This window comes from uncultured Sphingomonas sp. (assembly GCF_913776855.1).
In the GTDB taxonomy this organism is placed as follows: Bacteria; Pseudomonadota; Alphaproteobacteria; order Sphingomonadales; family Sphingomonadaceae; genus Sphingomonas.
Map to the genome: position 1 here is coordinate 33,657 of NZ_CAJYQD010000023.1, position 19,234 is coordinate 52,890.

The 19,234-nt window shown below is 67.7% G+C and carries 16 protein-coding genes; 7 read left to right on the top strand and 9 right to left on the bottom strand.

Annotated features, from left to right (window positions below; all coding sequences use genetic code 11):
- Positions 1 to 64 precede the first annotated feature (64 nt).
- The gene (locus QZ755_RS06190; protein WP_294320797.1) at positions 65 to 1,726 is read left to right on the top strand and encodes an MFS transporter; all 1,662 of its coding nucleotides are present in this window, start codon (positions 65 to 67) and stop codon (positions 1,724 to 1,726) included.
- Between the two features lie 169 nt (positions 1,727 to 1,895).
- Here QZ755_RS06190 and QZ755_RS06195 read toward each other — a convergent pair whose 3' ends face one another.
- Both QZ755_RS06195 and QZ755_RS06200 read right to left on the bottom strand, forming a co-directional pair.
- The gene (locus QZ755_RS06195) at positions 1,896 to 2,084 is read right to left on the bottom strand and encodes a YbdD/YjiX family protein (RefSeq protein WP_294320800.1); all 189 of its coding nucleotides are present in this window, start codon (positions 2,082 to 2,084) and stop codon (positions 1,896 to 1,898) included.
- The gene (locus QZ755_RS06200) at positions 2,068 to 4,149 is read right to left on the bottom strand and encodes a carbon starvation CstA family protein (RefSeq protein ID WP_366509163.1); all 2,082 of its coding nucleotides are present in this window, start codon (positions 4,147 to 4,149) and stop codon (positions 2,068 to 2,070) included. The genes QZ755_RS06195 and QZ755_RS06200 overlap by 17 nt, the downstream gene beginning before the upstream one ends.
- Positions 4,150 to 4,390: 241 nt before the next feature.
- On the opposite strand from QZ755_RS06200, the gene QZ755_RS06205 reads away from it, so the two are divergent.
- Positions 4,391 to 4,888: a low molecular weight protein-tyrosine-phosphatase gene (locus QZ755_RS06205; protein WP_294320802.1), complete on the top strand. Its 498-nt coding sequence runs from the start codon at positions 4,391 to 4,393 to the stop codon at positions 4,886 to 4,888.
- Between the two features lie 79 nt (positions 4,889 to 4,967).
- On the opposite strand, the gene QZ755_RS06210 is transcribed toward QZ755_RS06205, so the two are convergent.
- From QZ755_RS06210 to QZ755_RS06225, 4 genes are read right to left on the bottom strand one after another with little or no spacing between them, the layout of a single operon-like run.
- On the bottom strand, positions 4,968 to 5,597 hold the full coding sequence (locus tag QZ755_RS06210) for a DUF1190 domain-containing protein (RefSeq protein ID WP_294320804.1): 630 nt from the start codon (positions 5,595 to 5,597) through the stop codon (positions 4,968 to 4,970).
- A gap of 11 nt (positions 5,598 to 5,608) precedes the next feature.
- Positions 5,609 to 6,022, bottom strand: a complete 414-nt coding sequence (locus tag QZ755_RS06215; RefSeq protein ID WP_294320806.1) for a DUF350 domain-containing protein — start codon at positions 6,020 to 6,022, stop codon at positions 5,609 to 5,611.
- 13 nt (positions 6,023 to 6,035) lie between these two features.
- Entirely contained in the window at positions 6,036 to 6,674 is a 639-nt protein-coding gene (locus QZ755_RS06220; RefSeq protein ID WP_294320808.1) for a DUF2491 family protein, read from the bottom strand.
- Positions 6,671 to 7,675, bottom strand: coding sequence for a potassium channel family protein (locus QZ755_RS06225; protein ID WP_294320810.1), 1,005 nt, complete (start codon positions 7,673 to 7,675; stop codon positions 6,671 to 6,673). The genes QZ755_RS06220 and QZ755_RS06225 overlap by 4 nt, the downstream gene beginning before the upstream one ends.
- Before the next feature lie 93 nt (positions 7,676 to 7,768).
- Between QZ755_RS06225 and QZ755_RS06230 the strand changes: the two genes are divergently transcribed.
- The 3 genes from QZ755_RS06230 to QZ755_RS06240 are packed head-to-tail and all read left to right on the top strand — an operon-like array spanning position 7,769 to position 10,120.
- Positions 7,769 to 8,200 (top strand): YjfI family protein, encoded by a 432-nt coding sequence (locus tag QZ755_RS06230; protein ID WP_294320811.1) that lies wholly within the window; start codon positions 7,769 to 7,771, stop codon positions 8,198 to 8,200.
- Between the two features lie 13 nt (positions 8,201 to 8,213).
- Positions 8,214 to 8,957: a PspA/IM30 family protein gene (locus QZ755_RS06235; RefSeq protein ID WP_294320813.1), complete on the top strand. Its 744-nt coding sequence runs from the start codon at positions 8,214 to 8,216 to the stop codon at positions 8,955 to 8,957.
- Positions 8,957 to 10,120: a glutathionylspermidine synthase family protein gene (locus tag QZ755_RS06240; RefSeq protein ID WP_294320815.1), complete on the top strand. Its 1,164-nt coding sequence runs from the start codon at positions 8,957 to 8,959 to the stop codon at positions 10,118 to 10,120. Before QZ755_RS06235 ends, QZ755_RS06240 begins: the two co-directional genes overlap by 1 nt.
- 267 nt (positions 10,121 to 10,387) lie before the next feature.
- Here QZ755_RS06240 and QZ755_RS06245 read toward each other — a convergent pair whose 3' ends face one another.
- Positions 10,388 to 10,699 (bottom strand): DUF167 domain-containing protein, encoded by a 312-nt coding sequence (locus tag QZ755_RS06245; protein WP_294320817.1) that lies wholly within the window; start codon positions 10,697 to 10,699, stop codon positions 10,388 to 10,390.
- Between the two features lie 77 nt (positions 10,700 to 10,776).
- Between QZ755_RS06245 and QZ755_RS06250 the strand changes: the two genes are divergently transcribed.
- Together QZ755_RS06250 and QZ755_RS06255 are read left to right on the top strand one after the other, a co-directional pair.
- Positions 10,777 to 12,447, top strand: coding sequence for an MFS transporter (locus QZ755_RS06250; RefSeq protein WP_294320818.1), 1,671 nt, complete (start codon positions 10,777 to 10,779; stop codon positions 12,445 to 12,447).
- Between the two features lie 104 nt (positions 12,448 to 12,551).
- A complete protein-coding gene (locus QZ755_RS06255) occupies positions 12,552 to 15,947 on the top strand; it encodes an acyl-[ACP]--phospholipid O-acyltransferase (protein ID WP_294320819.1) in 3,396 nt (1,131 codons plus the stop codon).
- 202 nt (positions 15,948 to 16,149) lie between these two features.
- On the opposite strand, the gene QZ755_RS06260 is transcribed toward QZ755_RS06255, so the two are convergent.
- Positions 16,150 to 17,520, bottom strand: a complete 1,371-nt coding sequence (locus QZ755_RS06260) for a hypothetical protein (protein WP_294320820.1) — start codon at positions 17,518 to 17,520, stop codon at positions 16,150 to 16,152.
- A 281-nt stretch (positions 17,521 to 17,801) separates the two neighbouring features.
- Positions 17,802 to 19,217, bottom strand: a complete 1,416-nt coding sequence (locus QZ755_RS06265; RefSeq protein ID WP_294320821.1) for a DUF4139 domain-containing protein — start codon at positions 19,215 to 19,217, stop codon at positions 17,802 to 17,804.
- Positions 19,218 to 19,234: the final 17 nt, after the last annotated feature.

A 19,234-nucleotide genomic window follows, 5' to 3' on the forward strand; every position in this document is an offset into this window, starting at 1 on the left:
ATGACACTGGCGCGGCACGAAACTGCGCCGGGCGAGCGCGGTCGGACTTGGAGAGGATGCCGGAATGGCAGGAGCAACGACGGCCGGGGCACACCCCAAGGGCCAGAACGAAAAGCTGGTGATCGCGGCGTCGTCGCTGGGCACCGTGTTCGAATGGTACGACTTCTACCTGTACGGGTTGTTGGCGAGCTATATCTCGAAGCAGTTCTTTTCGGGCGTGAACGAGACAACCGGGTTCATCCTCGCGCTGGGTGCGTTCGCCGCCGGCTTTGCGGTGCGGCCGTTCGGGGCGCTGGTGTTCGGGCGGATCGGCGATCTGGTCGGGCGCAAGAACACGTTTCTGGTGACGATGGGGCTGATGGGCCTGTCGACCTTCGCGGTCGGGTTGCTGCCGAGCTATGCCAGCATCGGTGTGGCCGCGCCGATCATCCTGGTGCTGCTGCGCATTGTGCAGGGGCTGGCGCTGGGCGGCGAATATGGCGGGGCGGCAACCTATGTCGCCGAACATGCGCCCGACGGGAAGCGGGGGCTGTACACCAGCTTCATCCAGACGACGGCGACCATGGGGCTGTTCGCGGCGCTGCTGGTCGTGATCGGGTTCCGCACGTTGCTGGGCGAGGAGACGTTCGGCGGGTTCGGATGGCGGTTGCCGTTCCTCGTGTCGATCCTGCTGCTGGGCGTATCGATGTGGATCCGGCTGCAATTGTCGGAAAGCCCGGTGTTCCTGAAGATGAAGGAAGAGGGCAAGACGTCGAAGGCGCCGCTGACCGAGGCGTTCCTGCGCTGGCCGAACCTGAAGGTCGTGCTGATCGCGCTGTTCGGCGCGGCGATGGGACAGGCGGTGGTGTGGTACACCGGGCAATTCTATGTCCTGTTCTTCCTCGAAAAGATGATGAAGGTCGATGGGGCGACGGTGAACGTGCTGCTGGCCATCGCGCTGGCGCTGGGCACGCCGTTCTTCGTGTTCTTCGGCTGGCTGTCGGACAGGATCGGGCGGAAATGGATCATCATGGGCGGCTGCGCGATTGCGGCGCTGACCTATTTCCCGCTGTTCGGGGCGCTGACCCATGCCGCTAATCCGGCGCTTGCCGCAGCGCAGGCGGCGTCGCCGGTACGGGTGACCGCGCATGACGATGATTGTTCGGTGCAGTTCGATCCGGTCGGGCGCAACAAATTCGATGCGAAAAGCTGCGATATCGCCAAGTCGTATCTGGCGAAGAACGGCATCAGCTATACCAATGTCGAGGCGCCGGCGGGGACGATCGCCAGCGTGGCGGTCGGCGACCGGGTATTGCTGGCACCCGATCCGGCAAAGGTGACGGGGCCGGCGCGCGCGGCGGCGATCACCGCGTATCAGGGCGAGGTCGCGGCGGCACTCAGCGCGGCGGGCTATCCGGCCAAGGCCGATCCGGCGGCGATCAACAAGCCGTTGGTGGTGCTGATCCTCTGGTTCATGGTGATCCTGGTGACCATGGTCTATGGCCCGATCGCCGCGCTGCTGGTCGAGCTGTTCCCCAGCCGCATCCGCTATACGTCGATGTCGCTGCCCTATCATATCGGCAATGGCTGGTTCGGCGGGTTCCTGCCGACGACCGCCTTCGCGATGGTCGCGGCGACCGGGGATATCTATTACGGGCTGTGGTATCCGGTGGTGCTGGCGGTGGTGACGCTGGTGCTGGGCGTGCTGTTCCTGCCGGAGACGTTCCGGCGCAATATTCGGGACTGAGAATGCGCCCCTTCCTGAAAAGGGAGGGGTTTTTGTACCTGCCCCACGCACGTCATCCCAGCGCAGGCTGGGATCTCCCGGTTATCGGGCGGGGCAGGAGCCGCGAGAGACCCCAGCCTGCGCTGGGGTGACGTGTTTGGTGAAGGCGCGGGCGGTGTGGCCGGTGCTGTCAACAACAACGCGGTGGCGCGCCTGGGCCGGTGCCGTAGCGGCGGGCGATGCGATCGCGGTGGAACTCCTTGACGCTCATGACCGGTTCGCCGGGATGATGCGCCGTCCGATGCGCGACGTAGCGGTCGTAGTCGGGGACGCCGACCATCAGCCGCGCGGTTTCGGCGAGCCTATGCAGGAAGGGCATCGCCGACCTCCTGCGCGGTCGGGACAGGCGATGCCTTTGCCTTGCGGATCGCGCCGATGCCGTAGGCGAGGATCGACAGCACGACGACGATGAACAGCACGCACAACGCCGCGTCGATGCGGTCGTTGATGATGATCCGCTGCATCTCCGCCGCCGTCTTGGCGGGCGCGAGAATTTCACCGCGCGCCAAGGCGTCCGAGAAGACATTGGCGTGGGCGAGGAAGCCGATCTTCGGATTGGCGTCGAACAGCTTCTGCCAGCCCGCGGTCAGCGTGCAGATCAGCAGCCACGCGGTCGGGATCATCGTCACCCACGCATAACGGTCGCGCTTCATCTTGAAGAGCAGCACCGTCGACAGGATCAGCGCGATGGCGGCGAGCATCTGGTTCGAGATGCCGAACAACGGCCACAGCGTGTTGATGCCGCCCAGCGGATCGGTGACGCCGCTATAGAGGAAATAGCCCCACGCGGCGACGGCGAGCGCGGTACCGATCAGGTTGGGGCCGATGCGGTGCGTTTCCTTCATCGCCGGAATGAAGCTGCCGAGCAGGTCCTGGATCATGAAGCGGGCGACGCGCGTACCGGCATCGACCGTGGTCAGGATGAACAGCGCTTCGAACAAAATCGCGAAGTGATACCAGAAGGCCATCATCGCCTGTCCGCCGATCACTTGGCTGAGGATGTGCGCCATGCCGACCGCCAGCGTCGGCGCACCGCCCGCGCGCGACAGGATGCTGGTTTCGCCGACGTCGCGGGCCAGCTGGTCGAGCATGTCGGGGGTGATGACGAAGCCCCAGTTGGCGATCGCCTGTGCCGCGCTGTCGGCGGTGGTGCCGATCAGTGCGGCGGGGGCATTCATCGCGAAATAGACGGCGGGGTCGAGGACGCAGGCAGCGATCAGCGCCATGATCGCCACGAAACTCTCGGTCAGCATCGCGCCATAGCCGATGAAGCGCAGGTCGGCTTCGCTCGCGACCATCTTCGGCGTGGTGCCGCTGGCGATCAGCGCGTGGAAGCCGGAGACCGCACCGCAGGCGATGGTGATGAACAGGAACGGGAAGAGCTTGCCCGAAAAGGCCGGGCCGGTGCCGTCGATGAAATGGGTGACCGCCGGCATCTGCAGGTCGGGGCGGACATAGAGGATTCCGAGCGCGAGGCCGGCGATCACCCCGATCTTAAGGAAGGTCGACAGATAATCGCGCGGGGCAAGCAGCAGCCAGACCGGCGCGACCGAGGCGACGAAGCCGTACGCCATCAGGATCAGCGCCAGCGCGGTGCCTGAATAAGTGAACATCGGGGCGAAGACCGGCGAATGCGCCACCGGCTCCCCGCCGATAATTGCCGCCATCAGCAGGACGAAGCCGATCACCGACATTTCGGCGATCTTGCCGGGGCGCAGGAAGCGGCCGTACAGGCCCATCAGCACCGCGATCGGGATGGTCGCGAAGACGGTGAAGGTGCCCCACGGACTGCCGGTCAACGCCTTGACCACCACCAGCGCCAGCACCGCCAGCAGGATGACCATGATCATCAGCACGCCGACCAGCGCGATGGTGCCGGGGATCAGCCCCATTTCGCTGCGGATCATGTCGCCCAGCGACCTTGCATCGCGGCGGGTGGAGAAATAGAGGATCAGGAAATCCTGCACGGCCCCGGCGAAGACCACGCCGGCGAGCAGCCAGAGCGTGCCGGGCAGATACCCCATCTGTGCCGCAAGGACCGGACCGACCAGTGGGCCAGCCCCGGCGATCGCGGCGAAGTGGTGGCCGAACAGCACGCCCTTGTGCGTCGGGACGTAATCCAGCCCGTCGTCGCGGCGGACGGCCGGGGTCGGGCGCAACGGATCGACGCGCAGGACGCGTGACGCGATGAACAGGCCGTAGAAGCGATAGGCGATGGCATAGACGCACATCGATGCGACGACGATCCACAGCGCGTTGACCGGTTCGCCGCGCATCAGCGCGATCCAGCCCAGCGCGATCGCGCCGACGATGGCGACGATCGCCCAGCCGATCCATTCGCGCGCGGTTTGCGGCGCGATCGGTGTGACTGCTGCGGTCGCCATGCGTCTCTCCCCTGTTTTGGGATATTCTTGGCGTAACGCGGCGAGGGATGCCATGGGTTTCGTTGCTCGGGATGATCCTTTCCCACCCCGTTTGGTTCGAGCAGCTTCGAGCCTGTCGAGAAGCGTCCGTCGAGAACGTGGGCGTTTGGGGCAACGCCTTCTCGACTTCGGTTCTCGACAGGCTCGAACCTTCGCTCGAAGCAAACGGATGGGTTAGGAACAGAAGTGTTAGGAGATACCGATGCCGCAAACCCCATCGATCCTGTTCGTCTGTCTCGGCAATATATGTCGCTCACCGTTGGCGGAGGCGGCGTTGCGCGATGCCGCGGCGCGGGCCGGAGTGGCGGTCGAGGTCGATTCGGCCGGGACCGGCGCGTGGCATGTCGGCAACCCGCCCGACCGCCGAGCGCAGGCCGAGGCGCGGCGGCATGGTATCGACATTTCCGGCTATCGCGGGCGACAGGTGCAGGCGGCGGATTTCCGGCGCTTCGACCATATCTATGCCCTCGACCGCGACAATCTGGCGGAGTTGCGACGGCGGGCGCCGATGGATGCTACCGCGGTGGTCGCCCTGCTGATGGACGTGGTGCCGGGGCGGGAAGGACAGGCGGTGGCCGATCCCTATTATGGCGACGATGCCGGGTTCGCGGTGACGTGGGCCGATGTGTCGGCGGCGGCGGAGGCGATCGTGGCGGGTTTACACCCCGATCGTCGGTCCCCCGGAGGCGGGAACCCTTAGACGCCGACGCTGCGATCAGAGCCGGGACGTCAAAATCTATGGATTCCCGCCTTCGCGAGAATGACGAGGCTGGTGGCAATCACCCCCCGAACGACCGCCCGCCGCCCCAGCCGCCGCTGGAGCGCGCGCTCACCCGGCCGCCGAAGCCGCCGCGCGAGACGACCGAGCTGCGCGTCTGGATGCGCTGGGTCGTGACCGGGGTCGTGATCGCCTTGCTGCCGACATTGTAGCGATAGCCGTTGTTCGGGCTGAGATAGGCGCCCGACCCAGTGTACCAGCCGCCACCGCCGTTGCCGTCGCGCCGTTCGCGGTACAGTCCGCCGTAATTGTAGCGCGCCGAGTTGTTGTTGAATATCTGTCCGATCAGAAAGCCGGTGAGGAGCGGGGTGAAGAAGCTCTGTCCGCCTTCGCTGCGGCGCTGGCACTGCGCGGCGCCGAACTGTTCCTCGCACAGGGCCTGGCTGTCGTAGCGCGGCGCGGCCTTGGCGTCGTCGTTGAACGCCTTTTGCTGGGCGGCGACGCAGGTGGCACGGTCGTACTGGCCGCTGTCGACGCATTGCTGGATCGTCTGGAACGCGGCGACCTCGGTCGGCGGGCCGAAGCGGGCCTGTTCGTTATTGTCGTCACAGCCCGACAGCATCGCGACCGCACCGACGGCGGTGAGGCCGGCGGCGACCGAGCGTTTGCGGCGGGGGGGCAGGGTGGTCATGGATCGGCCCTTCAATAGGTCATCGACGCGGCGTTGAGCAGGCCGACCCCGATCGAGGTCGCCGCGCTGTAGGTCGCGCTGGCGAGGTTGCCGGCTTCGATCCGCTGCGCCATGTCGCGCACGACGACGCGGCGGATGATGAGCGCGGCGACGATCTGGATCACGCCGGCAAGCAGTGCCCAGGCGGCAAATTCGACAACGCCGCTGGTTACTTCGAGCGCGGAGGCGAGTGGCAGCGCGAAGCCGATGATCGCCCCGCCCAGCGCCACCGCCGCGGCGGTGTTGTTCGCTGCGATCAGCGCGCGTTCGTCATAAGGGGTCGAGACCTGATACAGCCATTTGAAGACGGTCAGGAACAGGCAGGCAAGGCCGAAGGCGACGATGAAATGCAGCGCCCCGTTCGTGAAATAGGCCATGTCGAACATCGCGGTCCCCTTGTCAGGCGTTGAATTCGGCGGGCAGCAGCGGCAGCCCGACCATGATCTCGTGCGTCAGGTCGCCACCCTCGGGCTGCATCGCCAGCGCCAGCAGCAGTTCCTGCCCCTCGGGCGGGACTTCGCGGGCGTACAGCATACAGGCCTGCTTGATGTGGCGGACCGGGCGACCGGTGCGTTCCTCATAGACCGCTTCCCATAGTTCCACCGGCGGCTGCACCCGGTCGTCGTCGGGATACCAGAAGCGGTCGAAGCGGGCGAGGCCGGGTTCGTCCCACAGCGGCTGCGACAGGCGGTTCCGGAAGGCGCCGGTATCGGCCCAGTTGGTCGGATAGGTCGACGACCACGGGCGGAACAGGGTGAAGTCGTCGGCATCCGACCCGTCGGCGCGCTGGCTGACCGCCTGCAACATCAGTTCGTCGTCGGTGTAGAACCGGTGGACATGGCTGCCATCGTCGAGCCGGATCAGCCCCTGTGCGGTGATTTCCAGCGTGTCGCGGTCGAGGGTGAAGGCCGCACCGGTTAGCCGCCGCCACGCCAGCGCGTCCAGCCGCACCTGTCGCCCGATGGTGATGTTGCGCACCACCGCCACCGCCGGGGTTTCTTCACGGGGAGCGCCGCCGAACAGGCTGCCGAAAATCATGCCGCGATCCTTGTGCGCGCGATGTAGAACAGCCGGTCGCCGACCGCGATCTGGCCTGCGGGGTCGAATACCGGCGAATTGCTGCCAGCACCACAGGTTGCGACCAATATCCCGCCCTTCGCCCGAAGGTCGCGCGCGGCGTCGTCGAAACTGCCGCCGGTGCGTGCGGTGGTGGCATAGAGCGTCCCGCCATCGTCGGTGTGGCTGGCCAGCTGGGCGATCAGGCGGCTGGAGCCGGGATCGCTCAGTGCCTTCACCACCAGCTCGACCGTCGGGGTCAGCACGACCTCCACCTGCGGGCAATGCGCGGCGAGCAACCCGGCAGTGTCGGCATCGCGCAGGAAGCAGACGACATGGCCGGTGTCGTTGAGCGCGGTGACGGCCAGCGTTGCGGCCAGCGTATCGGGGTCGGACGGGCCATAGACGATCACCCGCTCCGCCGTCGCAACCCCGGCGCGGCGCAGATCGGCGGGCGCGGTGAGCGAGCCTACGCGGACGAAGCGATGCGTCGCGGCGTCGCCCGACAATTCCTGCGTCGCGACCAGCACCAGTTCGTGGCCCTGCCCGTCGGCGACGATCTCCGCGATCATCCGGGGCGTGCGATCGGGGTCGTAGCCGACCAGGACGATATGGCCGCGCATCGCGCTATAGTCCCCCAACCCCATGCGCCGTCGCCGCCAGCGCGCCGACACACCGGCAAAAGCGCGGGCGATCGACACGGTGAACAGCGCGATCGCGCCGGGCATGACGAACAGCGCGGTGACGATCCGGCCCATGTCCGATTTCGGCGACAGGTCGCCATAGCCGACCGTCGAGGCGGTCGTCGCATACCAGTAGAGATAGGCCGACGGGCGCAGCAGGTCGGTTTCGCCCGCGAACGACAGCAGCTCCCACGACAGGGTCATGTGCAGGACCAGCAGTGCGAACAGCACGCCGCGATGCAGTTCGCTGGCCGCGAGATAGAGGCGCCGCAGATATGTGCCCAGACTGAATGGCTTCATTCCTCGACTGCCCCCGCACCTTGCTTTTTGGTCGCGCCTTATGCTTGGGGTGTCAAGCATGGCCAACACACCGGCCGCGTTTCGGAGGGATGAATGGACGACACACCCCGTAGCTGGACGACCACGGGCCTTGCCGATGCCTTGCGTGGGGCCGAGTTTGCCGACGAGCTGAGCGTCGAGCGGATCGAGCAGGCCGAACCGGTGCTTAAGGTCACCATGCATCATTTCGGCGACCTCGCCATCTTCGCCTCGGTCGCGGGCGAGCAGATCGTCGTGTCGTCGCTGTTGTGGCCGGTCGACGAACAGGCGGAACCGGACGCGTTCAACCGGTTCCTGCTGAAGACGCAGAAGCTGGTGCCGCTGTCGAATTTCGCCATCGCCGAAGTCGGCGGACGCGAATATTATGAGCTGGTGGGTGAGCTGTCGGTCGAATCGTCGCTGCATACCGTCCTGATCGAACTGCGCGTGCTGGCGCAGAACGCGATCGAGGCGGCGTCCGAGCTGCGCACCGAATTTGCCGCGTAACGGAGTAGGTTGGATGTCGATGTGGAAGAATCTGGTCGCGCTGGTCCGCGGCACCGCGCATGAAACCGGCCAGTCGATCGTCGATGCGAAGGCGCTGACGATCCTCGACCAGCAGATCCGCGATGCCGGGTCGCTGCAAGCGAAGGCGCGCGACGACCTGGCGACGCTGACCGCCAAGCGGCGGATGATCGAAAAGGAGCTGGAGGCGCTTACCTCGCAGCGGGACAAGTATGAATCGTCGGCGCGCGCGGCGATGGCGCGCGGCGACATGGACCTGGCGCGCGAAGTCGCCGAGCGGCTGGCGACGATCGAAAGCGAGGCGACGCTCAAGACGCCGCAGATCGCCGACATGCGCGCCGCCGAGGACAAGATTCGCGCGATCATCAAGACCGGCGACGGCAAGATCGACGCGCTGCGCCGTGAGGTGGACGTGGTGCGCGCCAACGAGAGCGTGCAGAAGGCGCAGGCGTCGGTCGCCAGCAGCTATGGCGGGGCGGCATCGTCGCTGGGATCGGCGGCGGACAGCCTCGCCCGGCTGAAGGAGCGGCAGGCGATCCGCGAGGAGAAGTTCCGCGCATCGGCCGAGCTGGAGGATATGCGCACCGGCGCCGACCTCGATTCCAAGCTGAAGGCTGCCGGGCTGCTGCCCGGATCGTCGAGCGCCGACGACATCCTCGCGCGGCTGTCGCAGCCCAAGGACGCCGCGCCGCGCCTGTCGGACGGCACGCGCGACGGCGGGACGATCGGGCGCGACTGATGGAACGCCGCGCGGTCGCCCCCCGTCCCGACTGGCGGGCGACCGCCGAGCGGATGGGATTCACCTTCCACCATCAGGACGGACAGAAATATTGGGAGGAGGGGGCCTATTACGCCTTCTCGCTCGACGCGGTGGAGCAGGGGATCGAAGGTCCCAGTGCGGAACTGCACGGCCTGTGCCGCGATCTGGTGGACGAGGTGGTCGGCAGCGACACGCTGATGCACCGCCTCGCCATCCCGCAAGATATGCGCGACGTGGTGGCGGCGTCGTGGCGCGCCCATGCGCCGTCGCTTTATGGGCGGTTCGACTTCGCCTTCGACGGAACCGGCCCGGCGAAGCTGCTGGAATATAACGCCGATACGCCGACCAGCATCTTCGAGACCGCGCTGTTCCAGTGGCAGTGGCTGGAGGATCGCATCGCCGAGGGCACGCTGCCCGAGGGTGCGGACCAGTATAACAGGCTGCACGATGCGCTGGTCGAACGCTTCGGCGCGCTGTTCACGCGCGGCAGCACGGTGCATTTCGCGTCGGTCGACGACCATGTCGAGGACCGGCAGACGGTCCGCTATCTGGAGGATGTCGCGCGGCAGGCCGGGCTGGACCCGGCGTTCGTCGCGATCGACCGGATCGGCGTCGATGGCGACGGGGCGTTCGTCGATGGTGACGACGTGCTGATCGGCGCACTGTTCAAGCTGTACCCGTGGGAGGATATGCTGCGCGAACCCTATGCCAAGGAACTGGCGGCGACCAAGACGCTGTTCCTCGAACCGGCATGGAAGGCGCTGTTGTCGAACAAGGGTATCCTGCCGCTGTTGTGGCAGCGGCACCGGGGGCATCCGAACTTGCTGCCGGCCGCCTTTGCCGACGATGCGGCGGCGCTGGCGGAGATCGGCGATGCCTATGTCCGCAAGCCGATCTTTTCGCGCGAGGGGTGGGATATCGAGCTGTTCGATGGAGCGACCACCGCGCGCGGGCCGGACGGCGGCTATGGCGAGGAAGGGCATATCGTCCAGGCGCTCAGCCCGCTGCCGGTATTCGACGGCAACCATGCGGTGGTTGGGTCGTGGATCGTCGGCGACGAGGCGGTCGCGCTGTCGGTGCGCGAGGATGACGGGCCGATCACCCGCGATCTGGCGCGGTTCGTGCCGCACGCGATTGTTTGAGGGGGGCTGTTCCGCAAACGCCCCGTCATTCCGGCGTAGGCCGGAATCCATTGTGTCGGGTGTTCTCGATGGAGGCGCGACGGGGCCGCTTCCATGGATCCCGGCCTTCGCCGGGATGACGAAGGGGTAGAGACGGTGCGTAACTATCATCGTCGTTCCCGCGCAGGCGGGAACCCATTGCCGCTGACGATCATGATGGAGTCGCGACGGTAGCGTGTATGGATTCCCGCCTTCGCGGGAATGACGATCGGGGTGCGGGAATGACGGTTAGGGCAGGAGTGTCCTAAGCGCCGCCTCCATCGCCACCGCATCGCCCACGATCCGCAACCGCTTCACCCGGCTGGTCTGCCCCGCCACCAGCGTTACCGATCCCCGTCCGACCCGCAACGCCTTCGCCACGAAGCGCACCACTTCGTCATTTGCCGCGCCGTCGACCGGCGGTGCGGCAACGCGCAGGCCCAGCGCGGTCGCGTCGCCCTCCAGCGCGACGACGCCGGTCACCGCCGTCTTCGACGCCTTCGGCGTGGCGCGGATCGTCAGCGTTGCGCCGGTCGCATCGAGGGTGAAGGGATCGCGCATCGTGCGTCCCATGCCGCGCGGGCGAACCGCGACGCAAGTCGCTTGGCACAAAGCGGCGCTTGCCGCATTCAGCCTGCATGGCATCGACCCCTGCAACGACCGCGACGGCGACGCATAGCTCCCCGCTGTCGATCCCGATCTTTCGCGCCATCTGGATCGCGTCGATGGCATCGAACTTCGGCGGGTTGATCCAGTCGGTCGGCGCGTCGTGGATGATGACGTCGCTGGCGGCGTCGCCGCAGATGATCGCGCTGGTGCAGGCATCGACGACGCTGCCGATCATGCTGCTGTCGCTCTGGGCCGGGGCGGTCGCCGACAATCTCGACCGGCGGCGGGTGATGCTGGCGGCGCAAAGCTTCATGCTGATCGTGTCGGTCGGTCTGGCGGTCTGCGCCTGGGCAGGGTGGCTCAGCCCGTGGCTGCTGCTCAGCTTCACCTTCCTGATCGGATGCGGCACCGCGATCAACGGACCGGCATGGCAGGCATCGGTCGGCGACATGGTGCCCAGAAGCGTGTTGCCGAGCGCGGTCGCGCTCAATTCGATGGGGTTCAACATCGCGCGCAGCGTCGGGCCGGCGCTGGGCGGCGCGATCGTCGCGGCGGCGGGGGCGGCGGCGGCGTTCCTGACCAATGCGCTGAGCTATATCGGGTTGATCACGGTGCTGGCGCGGTGGAAGCCAGACTATGCCCCGCGCCTGTTGCCGCGCGAGACGCTGGGATTGGCGATGGCGGCCGGCGTCCGTTACGTCCGCATGTCGCCGTCGCTCCGCACCGTCCTGCTGCGCGCCGCGCTGTTCGGGATCGCCGCCAGTGCGGTGCCGGCGATGATGCCGCTGGTCGCGCGCGACCTGGTGACCGGCGGGCCGCTGACCTATGGCGCGCTGCTGGGTGCGTTCGGGGCGGGGGCGGTCGGCGGGGCGCTGACCAGCGTCCGGCTGCGGCGGCGCTGGGCGCCCGAGAAGCTGGTGCGCATCGCCGCCACCGCGCTGTCGGCGGGCGGGGCGATCGCGGCGCTCAGCCCGTGGTTGCCGCTGACCATGGCGGCGCTGGTGCTGGCGGGTGCCGGCTGGGTCGCGGCGCTCAGCACGTTCAACGTGTCGGTGCAGATGGCCGCGCCGCGCTGGGTCGTGGCGCGCGCGCTGGCGCTGTACCAGATGGCGGCGTTCGGCGGCATGACGATGGGCAGCTGGCTGTTCGGATCGATCGCGGAAGGGCGGGGCGTGGAGGCCGCGCTGCTGACCGCCGCCGCGGTGCAGATGCTGAGCGTCGTCGCCGGGTTCAAGCTGCCGTTGCGCGATATCGAAACCGCCAACCTCGCCCCGCGCGGCTGGGAAACCCCCGATACCGAGGTGCCGGTGGAGGCGCGGTCGGGGCCGGTGGTCGTCACGATCGATTATCGCATCGATGCAAAGGACGTGGTGACGTTCCTGAACGTGATGAACGAGCGGCGGCGCATCCGGCGGCGTGACGGGGCGCATCACTGGGCCTTGCTGCGCGACCTGAACGATCCCGAGCTGTGGATCGAGCGCTATCACGTCTCCACCTGGCTGGACTATATCCGCCACAACCAGCGCCGGACCGAGGCGGATCGTGCGAACAGCGAGGCATTGCTCGCGCTGCACCGGGGCGAGGGAGTGCCGCGCGTCCACCGGATGATCGAACGCCAGACCGGATCGCTGCCGGTCAGCCGCCTGCCGACCCCGCGCGAAATGGCCGATCCGATGACCGATCCGACCCGTTCCAGCTGATATTGAACAGTGTTATTTTTCTGCTAGGCTGATGCGGACGGTTCGAATCGCGGCTATTGCGGCCAGGCGTTCGAACCGGTGTCGAACCCGCCAAGGGGGAATGCATGTCCGCACCTGATTTCTCGCTGCTGACCCGGCGTCGCTACGCACCGCTCTTCACCGTGCAGTTCCTGACGGCGATGAACGACAACCTGCTGAAGTTCGCGTTGCTGTTCCTCGCCAATTTCACGCTGTACCGCGCCGATCCGGCGAAGGCGGCGACGCTGGCGACGATTTCCACCGGCCTGTTCATCCTGCCCTATTTCCTGTTTTCGGGCCTTGCCGGGCAGATGGCCGATGCGTGGAACAAGGCGTGGCTGATCCGCGCGGTGAAGGGCGCGGAAATCGCGATCATGGCGCTGGCGCTTGCGGGATTCTGGTTCGAATCGGTGCCGGTGCTGCTGACCTGCCTGTTCCTGATGGGCGTGCATTCGACCGTGTTCGGGCCGGTCAAATATTCGATCCTGCCGCAGCATCTGCGCCCCCATGAACTGATGGGCGGGACCGGTCTGGTCGAGGCGGGGACGTTCGTCGCGATCCTGACCGGGCAGCTGCTCGGCGGGATCATTCCGCCATGGGAAGCGGGCGTGGCGGCGTTCGGCTTTGCGGTGCTGGGGTTTTTGGCGGCACTGGCGGTGCCGAGCGCGCCATCGGCGGCGCCCGACATGCGGATCGACCTCAACCCGTTCCGCAGCACCGCCGCGATCCTGCGCGCGGCGCATGGCGGGCGCGGGGTGTGGCTGGCGATCCTCGGGATCAGCTGGTTCTTTTCGGTCGGCGCGGTGGTCTTGTCGGAGTTCGCGCCGCTGGTCGCGGGGACGCTGAATGCGGCGCCGGAGGTGGTGACGCTGTTCCTCGCGGTGTTCAGCCTGTCGGTCGCGGCGGGGTCGCTGCTGGTCAATCGATTGCTCAAGGGCGAGGTGTCGGCGCGCTACGTCCCGGTCGCCGCGATCGGGCTGTCGGTGTTCCTGATCGACCTGTGGCTGACGAGCGGGCGGTTCGTGGTGCAGACGCCGGGCGCGGACATCGCCGCGTTCCTGGCGACGCCGGGCAGCTGGCATATGCTGGTCGACCTGGCCGGCATCGCGCTGTCGGGCGGGGTGTTCGTCGTGCCGCTCTATGCCATTCTCCAGACGTGGAGCGCGCCCGAAAAGCGGTCGCAGATCATCGCGGCGAACAATGTCATCAACGCGATCGTCACCGTGCTGATGGTCGCGGTGGTGACGGCGATGCTGGCGGGCGGGAGCAGCGTGCCCGGTATCTTCGGCGCGCTGGGGTTCGCGACGCTGTCGATCGCGCTGATTTCGTGCTGGCTGCTGCCCGAAACGGTGTTCAAGGCGGTGGTCCGCACCGCGCTGAGCCTCGCCTACCGCGTCGAGGTCGCGGGGGCGGAGAACATGCCGGCGCCGGGCGAGCGGGCGGTGGTCGTCGTCAACCACGTCTCGTTCCTCGACGGGCTGCTGCTGGCCGCCTTCCTGCCGGGCAAGCCGACCTTTGCGATCCACAGCCGGTTCGCGCACGCGTGGTGGATGCAGCCGCTGCTGAAGCTGTTCGACGCCTTTCCGGTCGATCCGACCAATCCGATGTCGGCCAAGGCAATGGTGAAGGCGGTGCGCGAAGGGCGGACGCTGGTGATCTTCCCCGAAGGGCGGATCACCGTCACCGGCGCGCTGATGAAGATTTTCGACGGTCCCGGCATGGTCGCCGACCGCGCCGATGCGCCGATCGTGCCGGTCCGGATCGACGGCGCCCAATATAGCCGCTTTTCGCGTTTGAAGGGCAAGGCGCGGCTGCACTGGTTCCCGAAGATCGCGCTGACCGTGCTGCCGCCGCGCCGGTTCGTGCTGCCCGAAGGGATCAGCGCGCGCGAGCGGCGGGCGATCGCCGGGCGGCGGCTGTATGATGTGATGAGCGAGATGATCTTCGCCACGTCGGATACCGACCGGACGCTGTACGACGCGCTGATCGATGCGCGGCACCTGCACGGGCACGCGATGGGCGTGGTCGAGGATGTGCAGCGCGTACCGCTGACCTATGACCGGCTGGTGACGGGCACGCAGGCGCTGGCGCGGCCGCTGGCAGTGGGGACGACGCAGGGCGAGGCGGTCGGGGTGCTGCTGCCGAACGTCAACGGCGTGGTGGTGACGTTCTTTGCGTTGCAGGCGACCGGGCGCGTGCCGGCGATGCTGAACTATACCGCCGGCCTCGCCAATCTGCGCGCAGCCTGTACCGCTGCGCAGATCCGGACGATCGTCACCGCGCGGGCGTTCGTCGATCAGGCGAAGCTGGGCGACGTCGTCGCCGGGCTTGTCGGCGAGGGGATCAAGGTCCGCTATCTGGAGGATATTCGGGAGACGATCGGGGCGTGGACGAAGGTCATGGCGCTGGTCCGCTCGCGCATGGCGGGACGGCTGCACCGGCGGCAGCGGGTGGCGGCGGACGCGCCGGCGGTCATCCTGTTCACCAGCGGGTCGGAGGGCGTGCCCAAGGGGGTGGTGCTGACGCATCGCAACCTGCTGGCCAACTGCCTGCAATTGTCGTCGCGGATCGATTTCAACCGGGCCGACGTGGTGCTGAACGCGCTGCCGGTGTTCCACAGCTTCGGCCTGACCGGCGGTACGTTGCTGCCGATCCTGTCGGGGGTTAAGACGGTGCTGTACCCCAGCCCGCTGCACTATCGGATCGTCCCGGCGCTGGCGTACGACGCCAATGCGACGATCCTGTTCGGGACCGATACGTTCCTGTCGGGCTATGCACGGATGGCGCATGGCTATGACTTCCATGCGCTGCGCTACATCTTTGCGGGTGCGGAGCGGGTGCGGCCGGAGACTCGGGCCGTCTATGCCGAGAAGTTCGGGCTGCGCATCCTGGAGGGCTATGGCGCGACCGAGGCGGCGCCAGTGATCGCGGTCAACACGCCGATGCACTTTCGCGCCGGGAGCGTCGGGCGGCTGCTGCCGGGGATCGAGGCGCGGCTGGAAGGCGTGCCGGGCATCGAGGAGGGTGCGCGGCTGGCGATCCGGGGGCCGAACATCATGGCCGGGTATCTGAAGGTCGATGCACCGGGCGTGGTGCAGCCGCCCGAGGATGGCTGGCACGACACCGGCGACATCGTGACGATCGACGACAGCGGCTTCGTAACGATCCGGGGGCGGGCCAAGCGCTTTGCCAAGATCGGCGGTGAGATGGTGTCGCTACCGGCGGTCGAGGGCTATGCTGCCAAGGTCTGGCCGGGGGCGGAACATGCCGTCGTGACCCGGCCCGATGCGAGGAAGGGCGAGCAGCTGGTGCTGTTCACGACGCAGGTGGGCGCGGCGGCGGGGGCGCTGTCGGCATGGGGCCGGGCGAACGGCGTGTCCGAACTGGCGCTGCCGCGCGACGTGCGGGTGGTGGATGCGCTGCCGGTGCTGGGCACGGGGAAGCTGGATTATGTGACGATGGGCGCGATGGCGGCGGGATAGGCTCGTGGGGGGCAGGGGTTCTCGACGAGGGTCGGGTCGGATTGTCCCCCGGACAATCCTGAACCATGCGGGGCATGGTTCACCCGACCCTCTTCTCGACAGGCTCGAAGCTGCTCGAACCGAACGGTTCTATGGGTGAGGGCGCATTTCCTCAGGTCACGCCGGATCAGGCTCGGGGTGACGGTGGAGTAATGGGCGGACGTCAGTAGCGATAGTCGAGCGTCGCGGTGTCGCCCGGCGCGATCGTCACCCGCCAGGTCGGGATGCCGTCGATCCGCTCCAGCCCCGCCGCCTTTACCTGCGCACCGGGAAAGCCGATCGGTATCTCGACATCGGCGGGCTCGGCGCGGGCGTTGGTGAGGGTCAGCCGGGCAGCGTTACCGTCGAGCCGCTGCTGGGTCACCAGCACCTGTGGGCTGGTGCCGGCAGCGATCAGCAGCGTTTCGCCCTCCGCGCGATCGGTCATCGTGCCGGTGCCGACCAGCAGATTCGTACCGTCGCGCGGGGCATAGAGTGCAGTCGTCCCGGCGGGCAGCGGGATGCCGAGGCCGTCGGCCTTCGTGTTCTTCACCCGCAGCACGATGCCGAGCGGGGCGGCATCGATCGGTTGGGCCAGCCCCACGCGCACGCGATAGATGCGGGTATAGGCAACCCCGTCCTGCCGCAGCAGCGCGACCTGCTTCTGCCCCTTGGCCGCGACGGTCGTGCGGCCGGGAATGCGGTAGAGCTTTACGTCGCCCAGATTTTCGGGCGGTGGCGGCGGGGCCGGGGGAGCGGGTGGGGCTGGCGGGGCTGCCATCATGACCGCCGGAGGTGCCATCCGCTGAAGACGCGATCCGGTAACGACGATTTCTTCCGCCGCCTCGAACTGTCGCAACCGCAGATCGGAGGTCGTCGTGCCGAGCGGATAGCAGCGCAGTTGCAGGCGGCCGGCCGCCGCGTCGACCTGCTCCACCCATTCGCGGTTCAGCCGGCCGGCGACGACCTGTACCTCGGCATCTGCGAACCCTTCCGCATTGCCGTTGGCGAGCGTGGTCCAGGCGAACAGGTCGAGCCGGTCGCCGTCCAGCGTGCCGACATAGCTGGCCGACCAGTCGAACCCGGTGGCGAGGTAGGACAAACGGACGGTGACGGTGCGGCGCGACGGGCTGTCGGTGGTGACGCTCAACACCGGTTTGGCGGCGAGGTCGGCGGGGATGCGGGCATATTTCAGGCTGTCGGCCAGACCGGCACAGCCCAGCGCCTCCACGCCGTCCGGGGTCCGGACGACCACGCCGCCGGTCGGGCCGGACAGGATCGTCGCTTCCTCCTCGCGTACCACGCCGCTGGTTCGGTCGGTGCGGCGCAGCGTCACGCGGTTGCCGAGCGTGCCGTCAACCAGCGCCGCCGGCGACAGGACGCGTGCGTCGCGGTTTTTCTCGACCGTGCCGCCGGGCAGGCCTTCGACCACCGCGCTGACCGGGATGATGCCCCCGGCGACCCCTTCGAAGCGCAGCACCGCACGACCCTTGGGTAACGTCACCCGGCGGGTTTCGGTGACCAGCGCATAGCCTTGCAGCGAGCGCAGGTTCATCGCGTCGCGGGGGGAGCGATAGGGGGCGCGGTAGAGGGTGACGGCGACGGCTTGCGGGGCGGGGGAGGTGACGGTGGGTGCCGGGTTGCGGGCGGACAGCGGCGCGTGGGTTGCCAGCAGGGCGGCAAGAGCAAGCGTAGCTGCGCCGCGACGGCCGTACCCCCGCGCAGGCGGGGGGCCAGGGTTGTTGAAGACCGACGTCGGCGCGCCTGGTCCTGGACCCCCGCCTGCGCGGGGGTGCGGCGTGGATGCGTGGGACGGCACGTCCCGGCACGCACGCATCAGTAGCGCGTGTCGAACGTCGCGGTGACGGTGGCCGATCCGTTGGCCGGGACCGGCACCTGCCACACCGCCTGTCCGGCATCGACCCGCTCGCTCGGGCGGCTCTGTTCGGGGATGCGGCTGTCGCTCCAGTCCAGCCCGCCCTGCGTCAGTTCGACCGTGACCGCGCCCGGCGTCGCGTTGGTCACCGTATAGCGCATCTTCGTCTGCCAGCGGCTGGCGTTGATGCGCGTGCGGCTTTCGACGACGGCGCGGACCTTCACGTCGAACGCGTCGCCGGTGGCGAGCGCGATCTTCGAACCCTGCGGGGTGTGGTCGATCGCCGCTTCGCCGGTGAATTGCGGCTGGCCGCGCGCATCGCGCATATAGACGCGGATCGTGCCGGCCGGCAGCGCGTCACCAAGGCCGCCCTTGGCCGCATTGCTGAAGCGGACGATGCTCTGTGCGCTGGCGGGCTGCTGCGTGGTGCCCAGCCAGCCGTTGACGAAGCGATAGCCGGTGGTCGCGGTCGCACCCTTCACGTCGAGGAAGCTGACCTGCTTGGTCTGCTTGTCGGCGATCGTTGTGCGTTCGGGCAGCGGATAGAGGTAGAAATCGCCCAGCTGTTCGCGGTTCGCGGTTTCGGTGCCGGGCTGCATCACCGGCTGACGCCGTGGGCGGTTCGGACGATAGATCTGCTGGTCGTCGTCGTTCGACCCGACGTCCCCCGCGACCAGCAGCGTGCGCGCGTTGGTGAAGGTCGTGCCGGTGGTGTTGGTCAGCGTCACCCAGCCCTGCACGTCGATCGTGCCGCTCTTGCGGTCGAGCAGTGCGACATAATCGGCTTTCCAGCCCAGTCCCCGGCTGAGATAGGAGAGGGTTGCCGGGCGGGTGCCGCTGCGGCTGCTGTCGAGCGTGACCGACAGGGTGGGGCGGGCGCGCAGCGACGGCGGCACCTTGTCAAAGATCGCGCGCACCGGCAGGCCGTCGTCGCGCAGCACCTCGATCCGGTCGCCGATCTGTAAGACGACGCCGCCGTTCACCGCCAGCACCGTTGCCCGTTCGCGCGTTTCCGCGCCGGTCGCGGGGTTGGTGCGCAGCAGGGTGATGGTTTCCCCCACCGCCTTTTCCATCAGGCTGGAGGGGGACAGCAGGTCGAAGTCGAAATTCTGTTCGACGATCCGCGCATCGGGGACCGCGAGCGAGACGGTTTCGGGGCGAATCTGCGCGCTGACGTCGGGAAAGTCCTGTCGTACGGTGCCGGAGCGAAGGTCGAGCGGGCGGATGTCCTGCACCAGCGCGACGTCGCCATTGTAGATGGTGACCGACACGTCGCCCTGTGCCGATGGCGCGATGGCGGCGGGGGTGCTGGCGTCCTGCGCCAGCGCGGGCAGGGGAGCGAGGAGGCTCGCCAGCAGCAGCCAGTTCGGTTTCATCGCGCATCCCCCCGTTG